This window comes from Methanothermobacter sp., from assembly GCF_049720995.1.
GTDB lineage: Archaea > Methanobacteriota > Methanobacteria > Methanobacteriales > Methanothermobacteraceae > Methanothermobacter.
The window spans coordinates 23,109-44,302 of the sequence record NZ_JBNASF010000009.1 but is presented as its reverse complement, the minus strand read 5'-3'; the positions used below and the strand labels follow the sequence as shown (position 1 = coordinate 44,302).

25 protein-coding genes are annotated in these 21,194 nt (G+C 49.2%); 3 read left to right on the top strand and 22 right to left on the bottom strand.

Annotated features, from left to right (window positions below):
* Nucleotides 1-66: 66 nt before the first annotated feature.
* The gene (locus ACPLJI_RS04365) at nt 67-1,635 is read right to left on the bottom strand and encodes a thiamine pyrophosphate-binding protein (protein ID WP_424730782.1); all 1,569 of its coding nucleotides are present in this window, start codon (nt 1,633-1,635) and stop codon (nt 67-69) included.
* 69 nt (nt 1,636-1,704) lie between these two features.
* On the opposite strand from ACPLJI_RS04365, the gene acs reads away from it, so the two are divergent.
* On the top strand, nt 1,705-3,666 hold the full coding sequence (gene acs, locus ACPLJI_RS04360) for an acetate--CoA ligase (RefSeq protein WP_424730783.1): 1,962 nt from the start codon (nt 1,705-1,707) through the stop codon (nt 3,664-3,666).
* A gap of 5 nt (nt 3,667-3,671) precedes the next feature.
* Here the strand turns inward: acs and ACPLJI_RS04355 are convergent, their stop codons facing one another.
* Nucleotides 3,672-4,124 (bottom strand): dCTP deaminase, encoded by a 453-nt coding sequence (locus ACPLJI_RS04355; protein WP_424730784.1) that lies wholly within the window; start codon nt 4,122-4,124, stop codon nt 3,672-3,674.
* 87 nt (nt 4,125-4,211) lie between these two features.
* Here ACPLJI_RS04355 and dmpI point away from each other — a divergent pair, with 87 nt between their 5' ends.
* Complete coding sequence (gene dmpI, locus ACPLJI_RS04350) at nt 4,212-4,397, top strand: 4-oxalocrotonate tautomerase DmpI (protein WP_374891909.1); 186 nt, start codon at nt 4,212-4,214, stop codon at nt 4,395-4,397.
* 51 nt (nt 4,398-4,448) lie between these two features.
* Here the strand turns inward: dmpI and ACPLJI_RS04345 are convergent, their stop codons facing one another.
* The 15 genes from ACPLJI_RS04345 to ACPLJI_RS04275 form a co-directional block, all read right to left on the bottom strand.
* Complete coding sequence (locus ACPLJI_RS04345; protein ID WP_424741147.1) at nt 4,449-5,720, bottom strand: GAF domain-containing protein; 1,272 nt, start codon at nt 5,718-5,720, stop codon at nt 4,449-4,451.
* Between the two features lie 118 nt (nt 5,721-5,838).
* Nucleotides 5,839-6,918: a signal recognition particle-docking protein FtsY gene (gene ftsY, locus ACPLJI_RS04340; RefSeq protein WP_424730787.1), complete on the bottom strand. Its 1,080-nt coding sequence runs from the start codon at nt 6,916-6,918 to the stop codon at nt 5,839-5,841.
* Nucleotides 6,919-7,344 (bottom strand): prefoldin subunit alpha, encoded by a 426-nt coding sequence (gene pfdA, locus ACPLJI_RS04335; RefSeq protein WP_374891914.1) that lies wholly within the window; start codon nt 7,342-7,344, stop codon nt 6,919-6,921.
* Between the two features lie 4 nt (nt 7,345-7,348).
* Entirely contained in the window at nt 7,349-7,579 is a 231-nt protein-coding gene (rpl18a, locus tag ACPLJI_RS04330; RefSeq protein WP_374891915.1) for a 50S ribosomal protein L18Ae, read from the bottom strand.
* Between the two features lie 3 nt (nt 7,580-7,582).
* Nucleotides 7,583-8,251, bottom strand: coding sequence for a translation initiation factor IF-6 (locus tag ACPLJI_RS04325; protein ID WP_374891916.1), 669 nt, complete (start codon nt 8,249-8,251; stop codon nt 7,583-7,585).
* A gap of 15 nt (nt 8,252-8,266) precedes the next feature.
* Entirely contained in the window at nt 8,267-8,512 is a 246-nt protein-coding gene (locus ACPLJI_RS04320; protein WP_013295035.1) for a 50S ribosomal protein L31e, read from the bottom strand.
* A gap of 13 nt (nt 8,513-8,525) precedes the next feature.
* Nucleotides 8,526-8,681 (bottom strand): 50S ribosomal protein L39e, encoded by a 156-nt coding sequence (locus tag ACPLJI_RS04315; RefSeq protein WP_374891917.1) that lies wholly within the window; start codon nt 8,679-8,681, stop codon nt 8,526-8,528.
* Complete coding sequence (locus tag ACPLJI_RS04310) at nt 8,682-9,284, bottom strand: DUF7411 family protein (RefSeq protein WP_424730788.1); 603 nt, start codon at nt 9,282-9,284, stop codon at nt 8,682-8,684.
* Complete coding sequence (locus ACPLJI_RS04305) at nt 9,281-9,616, bottom strand: DNA-binding protein (RefSeq protein WP_374891919.1); 336 nt, start codon at nt 9,614-9,616, stop codon at nt 9,281-9,283. The genes ACPLJI_RS04310 and ACPLJI_RS04305 overlap by 4 nt, the downstream gene beginning before the upstream one ends.
* 31 nt (nt 9,617-9,647) lie before the next feature.
* The gene (locus ACPLJI_RS04300; protein WP_374891920.1) at nt 9,648-10,085 is read right to left on the bottom strand and encodes a 30S ribosomal protein S19e; all 438 of its coding nucleotides are present in this window, start codon (nt 10,083-10,085) and stop codon (nt 9,648-9,650) included.
* Nucleotides 10,086-10,095: 10 nt separating this feature from the next.
* Nucleotides 10,096-10,329: a YhbY family RNA-binding protein gene (locus ACPLJI_RS04295; protein WP_374891921.1), complete on the bottom strand. Its 234-nt coding sequence runs from the start codon at nt 10,327-10,329 to the stop codon at nt 10,096-10,098.
* Complete coding sequence (rnp4, locus tag ACPLJI_RS04290) at nt 10,262-10,693, bottom strand: ribonuclease P protein component 4 (RefSeq protein ID WP_424730789.1); 432 nt, start codon at nt 10,691-10,693, stop codon at nt 10,262-10,264. The genes ACPLJI_RS04295 and rnp4 overlap by 68 nt, the downstream gene beginning before the upstream one ends.
* A gap of 106 nt (nt 10,694-10,799) precedes the next feature.
* A complete protein-coding gene (locus ACPLJI_RS04285; protein ID WP_424730790.1) occupies nt 10,800-11,339 on the bottom strand; it encodes an adenylate kinase family protein in 540 nt (179 codons plus the stop codon).
* Complete coding sequence (locus tag ACPLJI_RS04280; RefSeq protein ID WP_424730791.1) at nt 11,339-12,115, bottom strand: sulfide-dependent adenosine diphosphate thiazole synthase; 777 nt, start codon at nt 12,113-12,115, stop codon at nt 11,339-11,341. Before ACPLJI_RS04280 ends, ACPLJI_RS04285 begins: the two co-directional genes overlap by 1 nt.
* 65 nt (nt 12,116-12,180) lie before the next feature.
* Nucleotides 12,181-13,275 carry an OBG GTPase family GTP-binding protein gene (locus tag ACPLJI_RS04275; protein WP_424730792.1) on the bottom strand — a complete coding sequence of 365 codons (1,095 nt, stop codon included), beginning with the start codon at nt 13,273-13,275 and terminating at the stop codon, nt 12,181-12,183.
* Between the two features lie 130 nt (nt 13,276-13,405).
* Here ACPLJI_RS04275 and ACPLJI_RS04270 point away from each other — a divergent pair, with 130 nt between their 5' ends.
* Nucleotides 13,406-13,783 carry a CBS domain-containing protein gene (locus ACPLJI_RS04270; protein WP_424730793.1) on the top strand — a complete coding sequence of 126 codons (378 nt, stop codon included), beginning with the start codon at nt 13,406-13,408 and terminating at the stop codon, nt 13,781-13,783.
* A 66-nt stretch (nt 13,784-13,849) separates the two neighbouring features.
* Here ACPLJI_RS04270 and ACPLJI_RS04265 read toward each other — a convergent pair whose 3' ends face one another.
* From ACPLJI_RS04265 to ACPLJI_RS04245, 5 genes are all read right to left on the bottom strand, one after another.
* A complete protein-coding gene (locus tag ACPLJI_RS04265; protein ID WP_424741146.1) occupies nt 13,850-16,390 on the bottom strand; it encodes a dolichyl-diphosphooligosaccharide--protein glycosyltransferase subunit STT3 in 2,541 nt (846 codons plus the stop codon).
* Nucleotides 16,391-16,645: 255 nt separating this feature from the next.
* The gene (gene topA / locus ACPLJI_RS04260) at nt 16,646-18,781 is read right to left on the bottom strand and encodes a DNA topoisomerase I (protein WP_424730795.1); all 2,136 of its coding nucleotides are present in this window, start codon (nt 18,779-18,781) and stop codon (nt 16,646-16,648) included.
* A 17-nt stretch (nt 18,782-18,798) separates the two neighbouring features.
* Complete coding sequence (locus ACPLJI_RS04255; RefSeq protein ID WP_171770388.1) at nt 18,799-18,954, bottom strand: hypothetical protein; 156 nt, start codon at nt 18,952-18,954, stop codon at nt 18,799-18,801.
* Between the two features lie 10 nt (nt 18,955-18,964).
* Nucleotides 18,965-20,440 carry a phosphoserine phosphatase SerB gene (gene serB / locus ACPLJI_RS04250; protein WP_424730796.1) on the bottom strand — a complete coding sequence of 492 codons (1,476 nt, stop codon included), beginning with the start codon at nt 20,438-20,440 and terminating at the stop codon, nt 18,965-18,967.
* 11 nt (nt 20,441-20,451) lie between these two features.
* Entirely contained in the window at nt 20,452-20,997 is a 546-nt protein-coding gene (locus tag ACPLJI_RS04245; protein WP_013295048.1) for a TATA-box-binding protein, read from the bottom strand.
* Nucleotides 20,998-21,194: the final 197 nt, after the last annotated feature.

The following is a 21,194-nucleotide window of genomic DNA, read 5'->3' as shown; positions in this document are numbered from 1 at the left end:
TGGATTATCCTTTAATTCTTTTTTCCCATCCAGGCTCAGAAATCCCTTTTCCCTCCAATTCATGAACTATAAATCTGGAAGAGGTATGTCCTCCTCTCCAACCATTAACTCCACGAGATAGGGTTTCCCTGAACCAAGGCCCCTCTCAACGGCCCCTGTGACATCATCGATTTCATAAACCCTCTCTGCACCTATACCATATGCACCTGCAAGCTTCACAAAATCAGGGTTCTTCATCTTAACAGAGTAGCTTTCACCGTATTTCATCTCCTGCCACTGCCTTATAACATCAAGCTGCCCGTTATTCAGTATGCAGATGGTGATTCCAAGTTCCAGTTCAGCCACGGTCCCGAGTTCCTGAATGGTCATCTGGAAACCCCCGTCACCTGCAACCAGCAGAACATCGTCATCTGGCCTTGCAATTTTGGCACCCACCGCAGCAGGGAGACCATACCCCATGGGCCCAAATCCCCCTGAGAAGATGAGGCTGCGCTCCCTGAGAACCTTCCTGTGGAGGGTGACCCAGGTTGTGTGGCTTCCTGCGTCACTGACCACAACCGCATCGGGGGCTGCATCAAGGATCCTGCGGACGGCTGAGGAGGTCTTAAGGATTTCCGATTCCCCGGCAGGTAAATCATAGGTTGGTGGATTTTTGACTCTGAATGTCCCGAGTTCCCTTAACCATCTCACAGGATGTTTCACACGAATACCATACATCAGAAAGTCCCTTACATTCATATTTAATCTGAAATCACCCCTCAGAACATTGGGATCTGTATTAACGTGTATAATCAGAGGGTTACCAATCGCCGCCGCGGTCCTTTCTGAGAGCCTTGAGCCGAGCACGAGAAGAACATCACATTTCCCTGCAGCATAGTTTCCTGCGGGTGTCCCCCTTGTACCTGCCATTCCAAGGCAGAGGGGATGGGTCTCTGGGAGAACACCCCTCCCGCTGTAGGTCGTCGCAACTGGAAGCCTGTTTTCAGTGATAAACTTCCTGAACTCCTCAACGGCTCCGGCCCAGATTATACCTGCACCTGCCAGGACCAGGGGCCTTTTCGCTGACCTCAGAACTTCAAGGGCATCACCAATGCCCGGTGTTTTACCTGGTGTGCTGGGGGGTTTTTCAATGGTCCCCACCCCCTCCTCAAGCACATCTTTGGGCAGGTTGATGTGCATCACACCGGTGAGGCCACTGTCAAATGCAGCGATGGCATCGATAAGCGCCAGGGCAGCGTCCTCCCCATTCACGGCCGTTCTGCTGCTCTTTACAACTGATCTGAAGACGCCCTCTATGTCTGCCTCCTGGAATCTGCCGCCACCTTCACCCCGGGGAAGGTCCCCTGTTAGGGCTATGAGGGGTACAGAATCGGTGTTTGCAGCAGCCACCCCCATCACAAGGTTCAGGGCCCCGGGACCACCTGTGGCCACGCATACACCTGGCCTTCCAGAGGCCCGGGCGTAGCCATCTGCAGCATGGACAGCGCCCTGTTCGTGCCTCATAAGAACATGCTGGATCTCTGATTTTCTGAGGGCCTCATAGAGGGGTAGTATCTGTTCACCGGGATGCCCGAATATGTGGGTGAAACCTGCCTCCTCAAGTATCTCTGTGAGGATCTCTGCGCACATCTTCATGACTTCAAGTATATTCTGCCAACTATTTAAATCATGAAATAGAAAAATCACTGTAAGTGGGGGTTTATTATGAGCGGGCAGCTAGATTCTCTCCTTAAGGAGGAAAGAATTTTCAATCCGGATGATGATACAGTTAGAAACAGCAATATAAGGATCTGGATGGATCAACATGGCATAGGTGATTATGATGAGCTCCTTGAGAGGGCCGGGTCAGATCCTGAATGGTTCTGGGATGAAATGGCATCTGAACTTGAATGGTTCAGCCCATACGAGAGGGTCCTTGAATGGGAACCACCCCATGCCAGATGGTTCACAGGAGGAAAGTTCAATATAACCTACAATGCACTTGACAGACACGTAGTGGGTCCTGAAAAGAACAGGGTCGCCTATATATGGGAGGGTGAGGATGGCAGTGTCCGGAAACTCACCTACTATGACCTCTACCGTGAGGTTAACCGTCTTGCCAATGCACTGAAGGGGATGGGTGTCAGGAAGGGAGACCGTGTGAGCATATACCTTCCAATGGTACCGGAGCTTCCGGTTGCGATGCTGGCATGTGCAAGGATAGGGGCCGTTCACAGCGTCGTATTCAGCGGTTTCTGGGCCAAGGCGTTCCGTGAGAGGGCTGCAGATGCAGAGGCAAAGGTTGCAATAACTGCAGATGCATTCTACCGGAGGGGTAAGGTAATAAGGCTCAAGGAGACCCTGGACATTGTAGCAGATGACATCCTTTCACTTGAGAGGGTCATAGTCGTTGACAGGCTTGGGGAGGATGTGAACATGGTTGAGGGGAGGGATGTGCACTGGGAGGATGCGCTTGAGGGGATGAGTGATGAATGCCCCTGTGAGGAGCTGGATCCGGAGGACCCCCTCTTCATACTCTACACCTCGGGCACCACAGGAAAACCCAAGGGTGTGGTCCATACACATGGAGGCTACGCAGTCGGTGTCAGCTCCACCTACCGGTTTGTATTTGATGTGAAGGAAAGGGATATATGGTGGTGCGCAGCGGATATAGGATGGATAACAGGTCACAGCTACATAGTCTACGCCCCCCTGATTGAGGGCTCAACATCGGTCATGTACGAGGGGGCCCCTGATTACCCGGACCCTGGAAGGATATGGGGCATGATTGAAAGGTACGGTGTGACCATATTCTACACTGCCCCCACAACCATCAGGCTCTTCATGAAGTACGGGAACAAGTGGCCTGAAAAGCATGACCTCAGCACCCTAAGGCTCCTCGGATCCGTTGGTGAACCCATAAATCCTGAGGCATGGATGTGGTACTACAGGACCGTGGGCGGCGGCAGATGCCCAATCATGGACACCTGGTGGCAGACAGAGACCGGGATGCACATGATAGCACCCCTTCCTGTAACACCACTCAAGCCGGGGTCTGCAGGGAAGCCCTTCCCCACAGTGGTGGCCGATGTGGTTGATGATAACGGCGAAAGCATACGTGGAAGCGGCGGACACCTGGTTGTAAGGACTCCCTGGCCTGCAATGTTCAGGACACTATTCAGGGAACCTGAAAGGTATGTGGAGGCATACTGGAGCACCTTCCCCGGGGTTTACCTCAGCGGGGATGTTGCAAGGATAGATGAGGATGGCTACTTCTGGATACAGGGAAGGGAGGATGATGTTCTCAATGTGGCAGGTCACAGAATAAGCACCGCTGAGGTTGAATCGGCCCTTGTAAGCCACCCTGACGTCGTTGAGGCAGCTGTGGTAGGAAAACCGGATATACTGAAGGGTGAGGAGATAGCGGCATTCGTGACACTCAGGGACACCGTGGAGCCTGCACCACGCCTCAAGGGCATTCTGAGGGAGCACGTCAGGAGGGAGATAGGGCCCATAGCAAGCCCGAGCTACATTGAATTCGTTGAGGATCTACCCAAAACACGCTCAGGTAAGATAATGAGGAGGGTTATAAAGGCCCTCATAAGGGGTGAGGATGCTGGTGATCTGAGCACACTCTCAAACCCCGGGTCTGTGAGGATGCTTGAGGAGAGGCTTCAGACATTTTGATTCACTCACTCCTCCTGGTAGCTCCCACTGTACCTCCCAGAACCCTTAACAGGGAATACAACTCCCTGTGCTATCCTTTCACCCCTTTTGATCCTGTAATCATATTCACCACAGTTCTGGACAAGGAACTGGAGCCTTCCCCTGAATCCGGGGTCTCCAACCGCAGTGTGGACCGACACAAAGGATCTCAGTAGAGTCGACCTTGGAAGGTAAAGCATGGCATAACCCTCTGGTATCTCTATCCTTCTGTCAGTACTCACAAGATAGGATTTTCCGGGTTCAAGTGTGTATACCGGTGGATCCAGCCTTTCAAGGGGCGGCAGATCCTTTTCATCGTCAATCAGTGAACCTGGACCTGCCTGCCGGTAAACCTCATCAACACGGAGGTCAATTCCCGCAGGTTGCACAAGTTCCTTAAAATCCGGAAAAAGCCTTATTAACTCCTTTTCTCCCATCATATCTGATTCCTCTCTGTTTTGATACTGCCGATATAAAACCGTTCAGTTTAAGACTTATGTGACTCCATAGTTATATCTGGTGGTACCATGCCTGTTATTCAGATAAGCTGCAACAAGCTGACAAGGGAAAAGAAGAGGGAACTTGTAAAACGCATAACAGAGGTCTCAAGTGAGGTGATGGGTCTTCCAGAGTCAACCATAACGGTACTCATAAGGGAGGTCCCACCTGAGGATGTTGGTGTTGGGGGGATACTCCTCTGTGACAGGGAGTGATTTCAGATTTTTTAATTTCAGGAGCGTGGTCTATCAAGGAATTTTCAGGTTTTAATTCTCAGAGGGTAGATCAATTAAAAATACTGTTAAAGTGTCCCTGGAGGTTTTAACGGTTCTCAATTCCAGAAAATTCACAGAATCCCCTGTACGGTACTGGAGACGTTCCCATCTGGAATCCTCACCCCTCTCAGCGGCCCTGATTATCTCATTTAAATCATCCTCATGAAGCCCGCTGAGCACATCTTCAATGGGCTCACCACCTGCGGATTCCAGGCCGGTTAAGAGTGAGGCTGCTCTATTGAGTTCAGCAAGCCGGATACCATCTCCAACCATGAAGTTGAGTATGGCCAGGGGGGTTGATTCAAAGATTTTCCTGAATAATTCCTCCCCTCTTTCAAGTTCACCTATCCTTTTCTCCATTTCACCCAGGACACTTTCAGATTCAAGACGGAATGACATGTCACCTGCAAGTTCAACCAGGAGTTTCACCTCCTCAGGGTCGAATGCATCCTTCTCTGAGGAGTAAACGGTGAGGGCCCCGATATTCTCGTCCCTGACCCTGATGGGGAGTCCCATAACAGACATGTATCCCCTGCCAATGGCATCATCCCTCCATGGGGTGAATGATGGATCATTCTCTGTGTCCCTTATAATCACTGGTTTTCCCTCCTTTATGGACCTTCCGGTGGGTCCCTTGCTGTACCTGCCCTCACCCCAGCTCACCCTTATCGATTCAAGGTATCCGTCATGGAACCCATACTCTGCAACCGGACGGACGGATCTGAACTCATCATTCTCCTTAAATCCTATCCAGGCCATTCTGTAGCCGCCCACATCAACTATGATCCTGCATATTTCCCTTAAGAGTTCTTCAGTATCCTTGATTCTGACTATGGCCTGGTTGCAGTCACTGAGCATCCTGAGGTAACGGTTGAGTTTTCTTATCTTCCTTTCGCTTCTGTGCCTCTGGATGGCCAGTTCTATTGTGAAAAAGAGTTCCTTCTCATCAAATGGCTTTATGAGGTAACCGTATGGCTCAACCCTCCGGGCACTCCCCATCATGGATTCCTCAGAGTGTGCTGATAGAAAAACGACAGGTATATCAAGGGTTCTTATCCTCTCTGCAGCCTCAACTCCACTCATGGAACCCTTCAGGATTATGTCCATGATAATAAGGTCCGGCCGCTGTTTCTCTGCAAGTTCAACTGCAGCTTCCCCGCTGTGCGCGATTCCAGTCACATCGTAGCCCTGAAATTCAAGTTTCCTCTGGAGGTCCATTGCAGTTATTGCCTCATCCTCAACCAGCAGTATCCTTGCAGTCATCTGGAATCCCTCATCAATGTGAAATGGAGATGGCATTGTATAAAAATAGATCACATTGTATAAAAAATTTTTGGATGATGTGTGGGGATAACTGCTAATAAACTGAGAATAAGGTTTATCAGGTAAACAGCTGATCTGCCATCCATTCGGGCCTGAATTCCATGATGTCATCATAGCCCTGCCCCGTACCGAGGAATATTATGGGCTTACGGATCATGTAACCTATGGATAGGGCTGCTCCTCCACGGGCATCGGCATCGGCCTTGGTGAGGATAACAGCATCTATTCCCACGGCTTCATCAAATTTTGTTGCCTGTTCAATGGCATCGTTACCTGTAAGGGCATCACCAACGAATACTATGAGGTCTGGCTTCACAACCCTCTTTATCTTGCCCATCTCATCCATGAGATTAACGTTTGTCTGCATTCTTCCCGCCGTGTCTATGAGGACAACATCCTTACCCTTAGCCTTTGCATGGGATACGGCATCGAAGGCCACTGCAGCAGGATCAGCCCCCTTTCGGTGGCTTATAATTTTAACACCAAGTTTATCTGCGTGTTCATGTATCTGCTCTATCGCACCTGCACGGAATGTATCTGCTGCAGCCATAACAGGTTCAAGACCCATCCTCATGAAGTATCTGGCCACCTTGGCGATTGTGGTTGTCTTACCTGTACCGTTTATACCAACGAACATTATAACAAGGGGCTTCCTTTTTTCTACAAGTTCTCTGATTTTAACGCCATCAACACTCAGAACATCCATGACGGCCTTTTTAAGGGCTTCCCTTGTGTAATCTGATATCTCAGTGCTCCTCTTAACCTTCTTACCAACCAGCTCCTCCTTGAGTTCCTCGACGATTCTTTCAGCCACTTCAAGGGCCACATCACTTTCAAGGAGAGCCATTTCCAGTTCCCAGAGGACGTCCTCAACGTCCTTCTCTGATATTTTCTTTTCTCTGAAAAATGAAAGGAAACCTGAGCCCTCTTCACCACTCGGTTCGTCAGTTTTATCATCCTCTTCTGGGAGGGGAGTCTCAGATTCTGTCTTCTGGGATTCATCTCCTGCCACAGGCTCAGGGCCGCTCTCTTCAGGGGAAACCTCCTCATCCTCAGATGGAGCTTCGGCCCCTGAGGATACCTTCTCGGTGATCTTCCCCACTGTTTCAGTGAATTTTTTCTTCAGGGATTCAAACACTTACTCCTCACTTCCCCGTACCCTTTTAAGGAGTTCCTCTGCCTGAGGAGATAATTTGAGCATGATGTCGGTTATCTTGCGGAGGTTTTCACCCATCCTCTGTAGTGTTGCCTCAAGTTCCTTCTTCTGGGAATCGATGGTTTCCATTGCGTCCTCAAAGTTCTTCTTTATGGCAACACCAGCACCGACACTCATTATGACCTCGCTTGTTTCCCTGAGTTCCGCCTTTATGAAGGAACCGGCACCAACAGGCACGAGGGTTTCAGAGCCCTCCTTTTCCTGAATGTCCTTCAGAGTGTTTTCCAGTATCTCCAGTTCACTGATCGTTGCCCGGACAGCCTCCATCTGCTGCTGGATGAGTTCCGCCTGGTTCTGGTAAATGTTGAGCTGGTTAACTATCTCCTCAAGTTTCTGCTGGTCTTCCATGGGATCACCTCTGGACCAGCGCCCTGACCACCGGGTCCTCTACCTCCTCGGGTGATATCTCCTCTATCTCCTCTATCATAACCTTACTTCTTGGAACCCTGTGTTTACTTCCGAATTCTGAGTAGAGTCTCTCGTAGATCTCCTCTTCCCTTATTGCCTTGAGTTCCTTTGTGAATGGCTGAAGTTTATCACCCATCTGGAACTTTCCTTTAACCCTAAATATCTTCGTTTTCATTTTTCATCCCTCAAGAAAACCTAAAGCTTCTTCTATTCTTGCAAGTTCAGGTCCCGTGGTTTCTTCACCCACAAGGACACCGTTTGAGTTGGCTGCTGAGCAGGCACCTACAAGTGCCACCCCATGGTTGACGGTGCCAACATCCGCCTCGACTCCCAGCGCCCCCTCAATAACTCTCATCTCATCCTCTGAGGTGTGTGGGTGCAGGAGTGCTCCGCGGTTGGTCACAGCCCCCAGGGATCCTATGATGCTGAGGCCTGCAACCGTGGATACCTTAACATCAACCTCAAGAACATCCCCTATAACATTCAGGGCATCCTCTGATAGCAGTGGACTTGCAACAGCACCATTATCATTGGCCAGAACAAGGTTACCAACTGCTGTGAATCTGTCGGGGACGCGGGTAACCTCAAGACCTGCAGCCATGAGCGCCTCAACTTCACGGTCCATGGTCTGGTTTGAAACCACGAAACCGTTTGAATTCCCAGCTGAAAGCGCCCCGTTGAGGCTGCTGCCACTGAGGGATGTCCTCAGGACTTCAACTTCAAGGGCCTCCCTCAGAGCATCCTCAAATTTGGGGGATGCATTCACAGGTATGAGGGCCACGCTGTCGGTTACAGAGATGTAGACTCCAAGGTTGGGGTTTCCGCTGAGGTTGATCCTTCTGATCATACTCCACCATTTTTTTTATTCTTCGAGAATGGCTTCCACCACACCGTCTTCATCCTTGACGGCTCTCACCTTTATCCTGGGGGGAATCTTCTGGATACCCCTTTCCCAGATTTTTTCGTTGATGGATTCATCAATTTTAACAGTGTCTGTCTTCATGTGTTTCATGAGAAATTCCCTGACAATCTTAACAGCCTTCGGCGCTCTTATGGTTCTTGGAACTTCCTTCGCCTTTCTCAGGGGTATAACGTAAATTCTTTCCATTTTAAGATCCCTCCTACACCTTGAGTTTGGTCCTTCTCCAGTGCCTCATCTTGGGATGGCTTCTGACCCTGTAATTGGTTTTAACCATCACCCATGCGGGCACCCTTCTGTTCTGTCTGTTAGCCTTCGCCATTCTAATTTTCCTGGCAACGTGTTTGTTTCTACTCATTCAGCATCCTCCTTGCTGTGAATCTTTCCAGCCAGTCACCCTGGTCTGGAAGTGAACGGGGAAGAACGACTCTGATCTGCAGCCCATCTTCTCCATGAGGAGGCGAACCTCAACCTCATAGTCGGAGCTGTTTTCAGGATTACTCTTCTCCCTTTTAAGCGTGAATAACTCTGAAGCGAATCTGTTGATGGTCCTGTAACCAAAACCATCAAGGTTCACGTATTCAACATCCCTGCGGTCTTCAAGGCTCTGTATTTCATTTCTTGTAAGCTTGGGGGTCCTGTCATCACGTCGCGTTCCATCAGCAACCAGATCGTACTCACATGCAGCGGCCTCAACGGCGCTTCTGTGCATATACCTTATACCGTTATTGGGGAACCCATCATTTATTATCAGTTCAGTGGCCTCCCTGAGCACATCCCCACTGAGTTCAAGGACCCTGTGTTTAAAGCCCAGAGCATCTGCCGCCATGGATGCGGGCCTCCAGGAATCATAGACACCAAAGTTCACAGTTACAAGTTCGGCCTGGATCCCCATCCTATGGAGCATCACAGCCATCAGTGAGCTGTCCTTACCGCCACTGTAGAGTACGCATGCATTCATTTTCTACTGATCTTTATCTCCCTTTTTTTGCCAGAAACTCTCTTGAGCAACTCCTTGAGCTGTTCATCTGTTATCTTTGACCTCACACGACCCATCTGGGCCAGCTGTATCAGCTGGAGTTCTATCTGCTCAACGAATTCTGGCCTAGTAAGCCTCAGATTCGCAAGACGGCTGCGGGCTTCAGGGGTGAGTATCTGCATCATTATCTGTTTCTTCTGAACTTCAAGCTGCTGACGCATCTGCTCCTGGGCTTCAGTTTCCATTGCCTGCTGCTGCGCCCTCTGCTGAAGTTCCAGCATCTTTTTGCGACGTATTTCTTCGAGGTCTGTCAATTAGAAAACCTCCCAGGCCCCTTCATTTTTTTCAGTAATTATCAAGGCCTTCAACTTCTTTTTTCACTTCAGCAGCAGCCTTATCCAGGAATGAACGGCCTTCAGGTGTTATGACTCTCCCGCCATCCTCCTTTGTTATGAGGCCTGATTCCTCAAGCTGCTGAAGGGCTCTCCTTATTATTGCACCGCTTCCCCTTCTGAACCTTTCTGGCCGTGAACCCCTATCCTTTTTACCGCCGTAGTGGGTTCTGAGGCTGTTAACACCCACAGGCCCATCGATGTAGACCCTCCTCAGAAGGGCAGCTGCCCTCACATACCACCAGTCAGGGTTCTCGGGCCTTCTTTCCTTGTGGACACCTGTCTTGACAAAGTTAACCCACTCGGGGGATTTAACCTTACCATCCTTCTTAAGGTCCTCGGCAACCTTGTTTATAAGCAGATCTGCTGGCACATCATAAACTGTAGTCATATTTATCCTCCTAAGATCTTTTTTTAAAAATTATTGCCACATTTCCTCTTAAATCTATGAGCTTAGAATTTGTTTTTTCAACTATCTCGGTAATATAGCTTTCTTTTTGTGAGGCCACTGTCCTGGCAATTCTTACCTTTATAAGTTCATTTGCCTTCAACTGCCTCCTGACCTCTTCAATGAGATTTTCGGTCACTCCGGCCTTTCCCACATTTATTGTGAGCGCTGAAAGTGACCTGCTCATCAGTTCCTTTTTTGATGGTGTGAGACTCAATTTTACTTCTCCTTTTCTCCTTTTTTTCCCGGATGTAGGGGAATCTCATGATGTGACCGCACTCATGACACCTAAAATTAACCTTCCCACCGGATATCCTGACGGTGCAGTTTGAACCTGGTTTGAGGAAGCTGTAACACCTCCTGCAGAACCTCCTTCTCCACTCTCTGGGAATCCTTACACGGTACTTCATGGATATGTTTCTTGCAAGTTCGGTGTACCTGTGCGATCTCCCCGGGTTAGCTGCAAATTCACGGTCAGCCAGTCTGAAGAGGATGTCTATTCTCTCACGGGCAATCTTCAGCATCCATCCGGGTCTCTTTCCTCTCCTCAAGGTTTAACCTCTCACAACGGAATAGAACATCCCTGATCTTGCACATTAAGATGGTGTTGTAACTTAAGCACAAGAAGAATATTATAAGTGATTTGTGTTTCCATATTTAAAAAGCTTTTCCATCACCCAGGAGCCATCCCGAGAAGTCAACCCCACCCGGCGGGCACACCCTGTCACCGTTTATAATATCCATGATGATACCGGCAACCTCACTGGCTGATCTGCCGGTTGTATCAACCTCATGGACCCTCTCACCATGGATCTCAACCGCCTCCACCAGGCAGACGTCCAGGGCCTCCGCCTCAAGGTTTTCAGTGATCTTCTCTTCAGGGTAATTCCTGGCCTTAAGGCGCCCCTCAAGGATTTTTGGGTGGAGCCTCAGCACTATCACCATACTGCAGCAGCTACAGAGATGGGATAGGTGACCCTCAAGGATGGTATCATCACCCTCAAGGCCCTCAACGTGGCTGCAGAGGGATTTGATGTCCACCTCAAGGTAACCACGGTCAGGGTTCCTTCCAAGGATGAATCCAGCCTCCAGTGCAAGTTCACCCACAGAAAGGGTCCTGAAACCAGAATCCCTGAGAATTCCGGCCACGGTGCTCTTACCCACACCGGGGGTGCCTGTTATGCAGATGGGCCTCATTATCTCAGCTTTTCAATTATCATCTCTGCAACCCTTCGACCCGAGACCAGCATACCCCCGAATATGGGCCCCATACGGGGGGCGCCGTAGACCGCATTGCTGGCCATACCGGCCACATAGAGGTTGGGGTAGACCTCACGGGTGTTCTCTATGAGGGCGGCCTCACCCACATCGGCCCACATTGACCTCTCACCCTGTATCCTCCCATCAGGGGTGTTGAGTTCCGGGCCTATCTTCCGCTCAACAACCTTCACTATCTCACAGTCATGGCCAGTTGCATCTATAACCGCCCCTGCCCTCACAGTGAGGGGATCAACGTGGAGTCCGGCCATCTCAACCGAGCTCCAGTTAAGAACAAGGCCTGTTATGCCCTCATCACGTATCATAACATCCTCTATGCTCATAAGGTTGAAGATCTTGAGTCCTGCCTGACAGGCCCTTGAGCAGAGGGTTGATGTTGCCTCAACGGAGTCTGCAACATGGTATCCTTCATCATAGGGTCTTGACCTTACACCGAACTCATCCAGGATCTCCTTACCCTCATCCTGGACAACGATCTTGTTGAACATCATACCGCCGCCCCACATACCCCCACCTATGGAGAGCTTTCTCTCAAACAGGGCAACCTTCAGACCAGCCCTTGCAAGGTAGTAACCTGCTGTCAGTCCGGAGGGTCCCCCTCCACCAATCGCAACGTCCATCTCCATGTAGTCCAGGAGTTCCTCCATGTATCCTTCAACAATGGCTCTTGAAATTTTTATATCATCAAGTTTCATCTTCACACCTTCAGAATAATATGTGTTCATGATACACTATTTCTATTTAATTCTCCGGTGGGCGTTCACTTCTTTATGATGATCCTCAGCACATCCTCATCGTTGAGGACATGGTCGATACCCACCTTCTGACCGTCAAATTTAACCGAGCTACCCCAGACCCTGGCGTGCCTGAATTTACGGACAAAGTCTCTGTGGAGTTTCCGGCACACATCACCAACGGTTGAACCCTCTTTAATTATTAAGGGCTCACTGTAGTCTGCCTTCTGTCCCTGTGGCTTCATGTATATCCTTATGAGGCCAAGGCGGTTGAATATTTCCTCCCTGAGCTCATGGATGTTCAGGTTCCTGTCTGCAGATATCAGTATTGCATCTGGAAATTCATGCTTTAAATGGTTTAGATAGGATTCATCCACAAGGTCTATCTTGTTTATAACGGTGATGGCCGGTATGTAGGCGCGGTTTGCCTCCATAACATCTATGAACTGGTCAACGGTTATATCCTCCCTTATGAGTACATCGGCATTGTGGATGCCGTACTCATTGAGGACAGAGCGTATGATCCTCTCATCCAGGTGGGTCAGGTCAACTGTTGATGAAAGATTCACACCACCAAGTTTTTTCCTCTTCACGGTCACGTCAGGGGGCGTCTCGTTGGGTCTTATTCCAACATCCCGGAGTTCGCGGAGGATCACGTCCATGTGGTCCGTGTTGAAGACATCCAGGACTATGACTATGAGGTCAGCGCTCCTTGCAACAGAGAGTATCTCCCTTCCACGGCCCTTACCGCGGGAGGCACCGGTGATTATCCCGGGTATGTCAAAGATCTGTATCTGGGCTCCCCGGTACTCCATCACACCAGGCACTATCTCAAGGGTTGTGAACTGGTACTCTCCCACCTTTGACTCTGCATTGGTGAGTTCGTTGAGGAGGGTGGATTTACCGACGGAGGGAAAACCGATGAGCACAACGGTTGAGTCTCCTGACTTTTTTATATGGAAGCCCCTTCCCTTCCCGGAGGATGACCTTCTCTGGAGTGCCTCCTCCTTCAGGCGGGAGATCTTTGCCTTCAGTTTCCCTATATGGTGTGCTGTGGCCTTGTTGTAGGGGGTCCTCTGTATCTCCTCTTCTATCTTTTTGATCTTCTCCTCGATATCCATAATACTCACATGAACATTGTTGAAGCTGGGCAGAATCAGTGTAATCATTCAATGTTCTCTAATCCACATTATTAAATATTTTCCCTTATAATTTTATATCATAAGATTCATAATATACCACGGTGATTTTATGAGGGTTGAGGACGTTATGGTTGCAGATGTTGACACCATTGACATATCGGCCAGTCTTGAGGATGTTCTCAGAAACTATGTTGAGAAAGGTAAGGGGAGCTCGGTTGTTGTCAAGGATGGTGTCAAGGTGGGAATTGTAACCACATGGGACGTGCTTGAGGCAATTGCCGAGGGGGATGATCTTGGAGAGGTCAAGGTATGGGAGGTCATGGAGAGGGACCTTGTCACAGTCCCATCCAGGGCAACCCTGAAGGAGGCTGCTGAGAGGATGGTCAAGAACGTTGTCTGGCGCCTCCTGGTTGAGGATGATGACGAGATAATCGGCGTGGTCAGTGCAACAGACATACTCAGGGCCAAGATGGCCAAACGCTACTGAAAAATTGATGTTTCTCTTCAATCTACTGACTGAATTTTTCTCGATTTTATAAAATAAAAAATAGGGTTATGCTGCTGTCCACAGCAGCACACCTGGTTCCTGATGGAGGAACTTAAAGGATGTCTGGTTGAATCCGCCCAGGAGGAACAGTTTCGTGAATACCGCGTCTTCCAGCTCCCTGTTCATTATCACCGTCGTGTACTGATTTCCGCTTCCAATTACAATGAGGCTGAGATGGGCATTGCTGTCCACAATCTCATTCCTGACAAGGAGATTACCCTCGATTATTATGAGTTTGTGGGGGTTAATCCTCTGAACGGCCTTGCTGTTGCCGATGGCTATCGTTGCATTTGTTGTATTGTCCCTCTTCTCTATGATTGTTCCAACCAGGTTGTCCTCCACCATGGTGTTGACGGTCTGGATCACTGTTGTGTTGTTCACGACCTGGGGTTTTGAACTTCCCATCGATGGATAGTAGCCGTACCTTGACCCTGTTTTCTTCTTGAAGTCCCAGGTACCGAAGTATGTCCACCATGGGGCCTTCCCGAGCATGTCAGAGCTGAGTACAAGCACGAAGGGTTTTGGTTTTGATGGATGTGAGTATCTGAGCACACTGTCAGCCTCCTTCTCTGTGAGGCCGTAGCGTCCCGTCATAACTGCCCTGGCATCATCCCTTGAAAGTCCCAGGGTTGATGTCAGTATCTCGGCGGTTTTACCACTGTCATGTGTATAGTTGTCGAGGGTTTCGTAGGCAAGGTCCCCGCTGGATGATAGCATTGTGAGTATACCCCTTGAGAGTGTATCGTTACTGGTTGTAAGCGCCTTACCGATCCAGTAAGCCCTTGGGGTGTTCTGTGAACCACCATCGAATGTAACTGGCCTGTCGGCTGCAACAGCAAAGAGGTGACCGAAGTCCCACCAGGACATGACCACGGTGTCCTTGCTGGTGTTCTTCTTGATCCACTCCATTGACTTCCACATCCCGTCATCTGTGCCAGGGACAACGCTTGATGTCAGTGAATGTGCTCCGCTCACAGATGGGGCCACCACTGCCAGGACAACAAGGGCCATCATGAAGGGTGCCCTCACCTCTGGCTTCCTGACCACGTATATGAATCCGGCTGCAATCACCCCTGCAAGGAGTTTAACGGCAACCGAGACACCAAAGGGCATTGTAATGGCAATAGCAGCCACAAAGGCAACCAGTGCAATGGATGAGGTTGTCTTTATGTTTTCCCTGAGGTATTCAACCAGGAATCCTGTGAATATCCCTGCAGAAAGTCCCAGGGGTATTGCAAAGGTTGGTATGAACCTTGAACCCTTTGTGACAGCGTATCCACTCATCACCAGCCACACGGCCATGAGGACAGCGTATAGGATATACCGGTGCCTCATTTCACTGTCGGAGGGCCTGGTCTTCTGCCTTTTAATGAATTTGCTCTTCTTGCCGGCCTTGAGTTTTCTGTCAGTTTCCTTAACCCTGACCTCAGGCTCCCGGTACTTCCACAGGAGGGCAGCGACACCTAGTATGCCCAGAATGAATACCAGAAGGCCACCAACACCACCAACAACTGATCCCTGCCCCGGCATGAAGAGGTTCTTTGCCCCGGCACCTGTGGTTATGAATTCAGGCACCTGGAGCTCTGAAACTGAAACATACACGTTGGGGTAGGCTGTTGTCTGGGCCGTTGCCTGTATCTGGGTGGTGCTCACAAGACCCGTCACAGCACCAGCCAGGCTGGAAAATCCTCCGAATATGCCTATGAGAATCCCGCCACCCAGGAGGAGAATCAGGAGGGGGAATACCTCGCGCTGATGCAGCAGCCAGTCAACCTTACCTTCGAACTCCCTCTTGGGTTTCTCACCAAGAACGTACCTTGAGATCAGGGAGTAAACTATGATGAAGGCTACCAGAACGGCCAGATAGAATATGTAACCAACCCATGCAGCCGAGAATACAAGTATTGAAACTGCAGCTGCAAGCGCATAGGCTGTTTTCCTTTTCAGATCCACTGCAAGCATGCTCTCTGTGAAGAACCAGAACACCAGCAGTGGGAGCACGAAGTTGAACATGTCAGTGTCAAAGAAACCTGCGTAGGTGTGGGCAACGTAGGTGGGGACCAGCCCAACCACCAGGGCCGCTGCTATGCCTCCATAGTCGTTGGTGATTCTCCTGACAAAGAGGTAGGCCGGGATTACGCAGAGGGAACCTATTAGGGCCCCCATCCAGAAAGCCACCTCCTTGAGGCTGAAGTCACCAAAGACGTTGGTCACCCTGTAGGCAGCGGATGTTACGTAAACTATGAGGGGAGGGTAATCAACGGGTCTTCCAGGGGGATAGTAGGAGTGCAGGTCGTAGGGTTTGCCATGGACAAGGGTATCCCCCATTATGCCCCTGGTGAGGTAATCCATTGTGAGCCTGTAGTTATAGTATGAGTCCATCTCACTGAAGTATGGCAGTCCATCAGAGTCCTTATAGAAGTCCTTTGCATCAGCAGGGACGCCTCCGATTTTACTGGCCTCGGCCCTTATATAGAATACCGCTGAGAACAGCAGTATAATTATTATTAAGGGCTTCAATTTCTCAATCAAATTTCTGATATCCATTTAACCGCCTCTTTACCTTAACTTGGTAATAAATTCAGGAACTTATGGATGATATATACCATTTAGTTCAGTTAACTTATAAACTTTGATCCGTCTCCAGGTTGAGGCAGTATTCCGGTGAAAATGTACCGTGGCGGGATCCGCCCTGAACCCCTCCCTTATCCTGTTGAGGCAGTATTCCGGTGAAAATGTACCGCAATATCCAGGTTCTTATCCCCTCATGCCCAGTTGAGGCAGTATTCCGGTGAAAATGTACTACGCACCTGGAACATCGTCAACCGAGCAGGTGAATCGACACCTGGGGAATCCCTTGCAGCCCACGAACTCACCATAACGCCCTGAACGTTTTATAAGATCAGATCCACACTCAGGACACTTACCAACGATTTCTTCACCTTCAGACTTTTTCTTTCCACATGCAGGGTCGAGGCAGGCCCTCTGACGTGGTCTGCCATATGATATCATGGGAAGGCCGCATCGTTCGCAGCGACTTTTAAGTACACTTGCCCCCCTGGGGAGCGAATACACTGTTCTACAATCAGGGTAGCCTGAACACCCCACAAAGGTGCTTTTATTTCTGGAGGAATATTTTATGACAAGGTTCCTGCCACATTCGGGGCATTCACCCACAACCCTGCTGTCCTGATAGGCCCTGTAGAGGTCCCTGCCTATGTCCTTCATGTTCCTCTCAATATCACTGAGGATGGATTTAACCTCCTCTATGGCCTCATCAACCACCCTATCCCGGCTTATCTTCCCTTCCATGATCTCCTCGAGTTCCCTCTCAAACTGTCTTGTGAGCTCCTCACTGGTTATCTTCTCACAGTATTTTGTGAGGGTGTCAATTATGTTCTCACCCAGGGGGCTCACACGTATCTTCTTACCCTCAATGTACTTCCTGTCATAAAGTTTGGCTATTATATCGGCACGGGTTGACTTGGTTCCAAGACCCCTCTTCTCCAGTTCCCTTATGAGTGAAGCCTCATTGTACCTGGCCGGGGGCTTCGTCTCCTTCTCTATGGCGGATACCTCCACAACGCCCATAACATCGCCCCCGGATATATCAGGGAAAACCTCATCTTCAATGCGGGTGTAGGGGTAGCTATCCATCCATCCCCTCTTGCTCACCCTCTTTCTTGAGAAACTGAACTCCTCTCCTCCTATTTCAAGGTCGACCCTCATTGTCTGCAGAACCGCATCCTCACCAAATACACTTATGAAACGATGGACGATGAGGTCATAGATCTTTCTTTCATCGCCGGAAAGATCTGACGGGAGAAGACCTGTTGGGTGTATTGCGGGGTGTGCATCATCCACCTTTTTACCCTCGTGGGGTTTGAGGGGTTCACTGAGCCCTTCAATGTGCTCACCGAACCGGGGGTCCTCTGAAAGCCTGTCCAGTATCTTACGGTAACCTATGCTTTCAGGGAGTTTCTGGGATGATGTCCGGGGATAGGAGGTGTAACCCTCGGTGTAGAGGTTCTGTGCGATGGTCTGGGTCTTCTTGGGGCTGAATCCAAATACACGGTATGCCTCTGACTGGAGTGATCCGAGGTCAAAGGGCACAGGAGGTTTCCTTACGGTGTCCCTTACCTTCACGCTCCTGACCGAGGCATCGCTGCCACCACACCTCTCAAGGACCTCATCAACAAGGGGGCGCTGGAATATCTTACCCCTCCTGCTCTCTGCCACGATCCCTGATTCAAGTTCTGCCTGGATTATCCAGTAGGGGACCGGCTCGAATTCCCGTATCTCCTTCTCCCTTTCAACGAGTATCGCGAGGGTTGGTGTCTGAACCCTCCCTGCAGATAATTTAATGAAGCGGCTGGTTGCTTCCTTCACGGATTTCATGAGGGACCTGGAGATGTTCACACCGAATATGAAGTCAAGGATGTGCCTTGCAGCGCCACTGTCCACCTGCCCGCAGTCAAGTTCTATGGGGTTCTCATAGGCACTACGTATCTCCTCCCCTGTGAGGGTTGAGAACTTCATCCTGACGGTTTTCTGGAGAGCATCCCGGCCGCAGCCATACCTGATGGCGTTGAAACCTATGAGTGTACCCTCTATGTCGTAATCACATGCATGTATGTAGCGGTCAGCGCCGGCAGCGAACTTTTTTATTACATTGAGGTAGTCCTTGACGTAGTTTTTCTTCTTATCAATCTCAGGAAGGGGTGCCCATTCAAGGTCAAAAAAGTGCTCATCCCCCGGTTTTCTCGGGCGAAGTGAATAGAGGTGTCCAACCGCCGATACAATGGTCACCCTTTTATTGCCTTCCCTGTATTCCCAGTAGGAAACCTTCCTGTACTTCTTTCTCTCTGCATCTGGAAAGAGTGCTCCTGCGATCTTCTCTGAGGACTTGGGCTTCTCACATATTATAACTTCGTGCATCTTACCACTCAGAATCGTCACCTGTAGAATCCATAGAAGTCACTGCAGTAACTGCACATTGGATACTTACCGTAATGATAATGGCTTGAGTCATCGGCGTTTATGTTGAACTTCTTATGGCATATGAAGCACACTTCTATTTTCTCTTCGTCCGAGGACTTCCCTTCACACATATATGATCCCCTAAACGATCCTGTGCTTCTGAAGAAGAAGGATTTCATCCTTTGTAAGCTTTTTACCCTCTTTGAATTTCTCATATATTTCACGGGCCCTCTCCTTTTCCTCAAGATCCCTTTCACGGGTGGCTCTTCTTCTGACATTTCTATTTTCTGATCTGAGGGCGTTTATCCGTTCGTTTATCCTCTTAATTTTGCCAAGAGTTGACTTGAATTCCTCATGTTTCTCTGAGGCCATCCTGCGGAATTCAAGAAACTTCTCATGGGCTTCATCAGCCTTCTTACGTATCTCATCAGTCTTTCTGAAGTACTCAAGCATCTCCTCATGATACTTCTGGGCCTCATCTGAGAGTGAGACCACCATCTCATGGTATTCCTCTGACTTTTTCCTGAGCTCAAGGGCCTTCTGTCTGGTCTCCTCATCCTCCTGGATCTTCATGAGCTTCTTACGTAGTTCATTGGCAGTTTTTACCAGCTCATTCTCCTTGTTAATGTCAAGGACCCTTGTTTCTATGATCTTATCTATACGCCTGATCTCATTCTCTATCTTTATCCTGTCACGCCCACCTGAGGACCACTCAAGCTTCTTTATCTCCTGGTTTATCTCATCCCTGAGCTTCTTGTTCTCTTCAACCTTCGCATTTATCTCATTACGTCTGTCCCTGAGTTCCACAGCCCTGTTGAGGGTTTCACGAAGTTCAGTGTTCAGTTTATCCCTGAGTTCCTTCATTTCACGGGCCTTTTTATTCAGTTCATCCCTTTCAGATGCCACGCCTGAGAGTTTCTCCTCGTATTCATTTTTAAGGTCCATTACCTCATCGTAGCCGAGTTTATCCAGCTTATCATCCACCTCAGCCATCTCCTCGATGATTGGCAATATTTTCCTGAGATCCCTTTCCTCAACCACGGCGTCAGCCTTCTTCCTGAGGGCGGGCTTTGCATTGAATGCTATACCCAACCTGGCAGCCTGTATCATGGATATATCGTTGGCACCATCGCCAACAGCAACACATTCCCGGGTACTTATACCCTCACTATCGAGGATCTTACAGAGAACATCATACTTTGAGTTTTCCACAAGAGGTCCGCTCACTTCACCGGTCAGCACACCGTCCTCCTCATGGAGCGTGTTGCAGAACAGATAGTCAATACCAAGCCTGTCTCTGATGGGCTCGGCCACCAGGTCAAAGCTTCCACTTATAACCGCAACACGGTAACCCTTCTCCTTCAGGGCCCTGATGGTCTCCTCGGCACCCTCCATGAGGGGCAATTCATCTGCAACAGCCTTTATATCCTCAACCGCTGTTCCCTTGAGGAGCTTCACCCTCTCCCTTATGGAGGATTCGAAATCAATATCGCCCTGCATGGCCTTTTCGGTGATCTCCATTACCTCCTCATGGACTCCAGCGATTTTCCCTATCTCGTCTATGGCTTCCCCATCAATAATGACATTGTCGAGATCGAAAACTACAAGTTTAATCAAAAATATCACCATTAAATCAGATCTAACTCGGCAAGCCTTGCCTTGGTCTTTTCAACTCCAAGCTTAGCGTCCTCAGCACTCTTGGCACCTGTGCACACAACCTTCCCTGAACCAAAAAGCAGCAGGACAACCTTGGGTTCATCCAGCCTGTAAACAAGGCCAGGGAACTGTTCAGGTTCATATTCCGTGTTCTCAAGCCCCAGGGCAACAGCCTCAAGGTTCAGAGGTTTCCCGAGGTTTGCCGAGGCAACTATGTTCTGGATCTTTATCTCAAATTCCTCGGGTATATCGGGGTCCATGGTCCTCATCATATCAACTGTGAGTTTTATGGCCCTCTTGGAATCCTCAATGGATTTTGCACCCGTACATACCAGTTTACCTGATCCAAAGATCAGAGCAGCGGTTTTAGGCTCCTTTAATTTGTATACAAGACCCGGAAACTGTTCCCGGTTAAAATCAACATTTTCAAGGGCTTCAGCAACTGTCTGAAGATCAATGGATTTCCCAAGGGTTGCAGAAGCAACAATATTTTCTATCTTGATATCCACATCTGTCAACTAGATACCTCCCGGTGAAGTTTAAACCTACATATAAATTTAAATGCACCTATATTAATATTGACGTAAAAAACTAGTTATTATGAATAATAATATACTTAATAATCCATCGGTACATTGAAATCATTCACACCTCCAGCCATTTTTCCTGTAAATTACGCACCATCTATACCAGAATTTAAATAATTTGATTTCCA

Coding starts and splice junctions, on each gene's coding strand:
- ACPLJI_RS04365 (WP_424730782.1), bottom strand. CDS start 1,635: ATGAAGATGTGCGCAGAGATCCTCACAGAGATACTTGAGGAGGCAGGT.
- acs (WP_424730783.1), top strand. CDS start 1,705: ATGAGCGGGCAGCTAGATTCTCTCCTTAAGGAGGAAAGAATTTTCAAT.
- ACPLJI_RS04355 (WP_424730784.1), bottom strand. CDS start 4,124: ATGATGGGAGAAAAGGAGTTAATAAGGCTTTTTCCGGATTTTAAGGAA.
- dmpI (WP_374891909.1), top strand. CDS start 4,212: ATGCCTGTTATTCAGATAAGCTGCAACAAGCTGACAAGGGAAAAGAAG.
- ACPLJI_RS04345 (WP_424741147.1), bottom strand. CDS start 5,720: ATGACTGCAAGGATACTGCTGGTTGAGGATGAGGCAATAACTGCAATG.
- pfdA (WP_374891914.1), bottom strand. CDS start 7,344: ATGGAAGACCAGCAGAAACTTGAGGAGATAGTTAACCAGCTCAACATT.
- rpl18a (WP_374891915.1), bottom strand. CDS start 7,579: ATGAAAACGAAGATATTTAGGGTTAAAGGAAAGTTCCAGATGGGTGAT.
- ACPLJI_RS04325 (WP_374891916.1), bottom strand. CDS start 8,251: ATGATCAGAAGGATCAACCTCAGCGGAAACCCCAACCTTGGAGTCTAC.
- ACPLJI_RS04320 (WP_013295035.1), bottom strand. CDS start 8,512: ATGGAAAGAATTTACGTTATACCCCTGAGAAAGGCGAAGGAAGTTCCA.
- ACPLJI_RS04315 (WP_374891917.1), bottom strand. CDS start 8,681: ATGAGTAGAAACAAACACGTTGCCAGGAAAATTAGAATGGCGAAGGCT.
- ACPLJI_RS04310 (WP_424730788.1), bottom strand. CDS start 9,284: ATGAATGCATGCGTACTCTACAGTGGCGGTAAGGACAGCTCACTGATG.
- ACPLJI_RS04300 (WP_374891920.1), bottom strand. CDS start 10,085: ATGACTACAGTTTATGATGTGCCAGCAGATCTGCTTATAAACAAGGTT.
- ACPLJI_RS04295 (WP_374891921.1), bottom strand. CDS start 10,329: ATGAGCAGGTCACTTTCAGCGCTCACAATAAATGTGGGAAAGGCCGGA.
- ACPLJI_RS04285 (WP_424730790.1), bottom strand. CDS start 11,339: ATGAGGCCCATCTGCATAACAGGCACCCCCGGTGTGGGTAAGAGCACC.
- ACPLJI_RS04280 (WP_424730791.1), bottom strand. CDS start 12,115: ATGAAACTTGATGATATAAAAATTTCAAGAGCCATTGTTGAAGGATAC.
- ACPLJI_RS04275 (WP_424730792.1), bottom strand. CDS start 13,275: ATGGATATCGAGGAGAAGATCAAAAAGATAGAAGAGGAGATACAGAGG.
- ACPLJI_RS04270 (WP_424730793.1), top strand. CDS start 13,406: ATGAGGGTTGAGGACGTTATGGTTGCAGATGTTGACACCATTGACATA.
- ACPLJI_RS04265 (WP_424741146.1), bottom strand. CDS start 16,390: ATGGATATCAGAAATTTGATTGAGAAATTGAAGCCCTTAATAATAATT.
- topA (WP_424730795.1), bottom strand. CDS start 18,781: ATGCACGAAGTTATAATATGTGAGAAGCCCAAGTCCTCAGAGAAGATC.
- ACPLJI_RS04255 (WP_171770388.1), bottom strand. CDS start 18,954: ATGTGTGAAGGGAAGTCCTCGGACGAAGAGAAAATAGAAGTGTGCTTC.